The sequence below is a fragment of the Vibrio sp. Vb0888 genome (genome assembly GCF_033338835.1).
GTDB classification, from domain to species: domain Bacteria; phylum Pseudomonadota; class Gammaproteobacteria; order Enterobacterales; family Vibrionaceae; genus Vibrio; species Vibrio alginolyticus.
Genome location: NZ_JAWOTL010000354.1, coordinates 1 through 1018 on the forward strand (window position 1 = coordinate 1; position 1018 = coordinate 1018).

At 47.1% G+C, this 1018-nt stretch carries 1 protein-coding gene; it reads right to left on the reverse strand.

The features are described 5' to 3' along the window. Window positions 1-1018: ABC transporter transmembrane domain-containing protein (locus R7P72_RS26210; RefSeq protein ID WP_318111194.1), on the reverse strand; the 1018-nt coding region annotated here is incomplete at both ends.

Consider the following 1018-nt stretch of genomic DNA (forward strand, 5'->3'; position numbering starts at 1 on the left):
TGCCTTCAGGGCTGAAAACAACCAAATCTTGCGCTTCGATTTGAATTGGCGTGTTCTGTTCAAGAGATTGAGTCCCATCTTTCACTTGATCGACCTCTAGTTCAAGAAACTCGACAATACTTTCGGCAGCGCCCACCGCTTGTTGCTTCGCGTGATAGAAAGTACCGAGATCTCGAAGTGGTTGGTAAAACTCAGGAGCTAAAATCAGGATGAACAGGCCAGCAAACAAGGTGACGCCAGCACCGTAGTAACCAAAGTTCAATTCACCGATGTAACTGAAGCCGAAGTAAACCGCAGTAATAGCGATAGAAATAGAAGTGAAGAACTCCAGTACCGCAGAAGAAAGGAATGCGATTTTTAGTACATCCATCGTGCGGGTACGAAATACCTCTGATGCCCCTTTCAGGGTCTCAGTTTCTGACTTTGTGCGGTCGAAAAGGCGAATGGTCGTCATCGCTTGCAATCGGTCGTAGAAGTGACCGGACAAGCGTTGCATTGCTTTGAAGTTTTTACGGTTCGCTTCCGCGGCTTTGATACCAACTAATGCCATAAAAATAGGCACTAACGGGGCCGTCACAAGGAAGATTAAACCTGCCGCCCAGTTAACTGGGAATACCACAACCAAAATGATGAAAGGAACTAATACCGACAGCGACATTTGAGGTAAGTAGCGAGAGAAGAAGTCTTGCATGTTCTCAACTTGTTCTAGAATCAATGTCGCCCAACTGCCTGCTGGTTTGCCTTTAATGTAAGCAGGCCCAAGCTTGTGGACTTTGTCTAAAATGAGCTGTCGAATGTAAACTCGGATTTGTTCGCCACAGCGGTAGCCCGCAATTTCTCGGCCCCACGTACATGTAGCGCGGCCGATGACGGTTCCGACTAATCCGACAAAGTGCCAAATGAGCTCACTTTTATCGACTTGTTCGATGATTAATTGGTGAAGAATGGAGGCGAGCAGGGCTGCTTGAGCCAATAAAAACACGCTTGAAAGTACGCCTAGGCCTATCGCAATCATAAG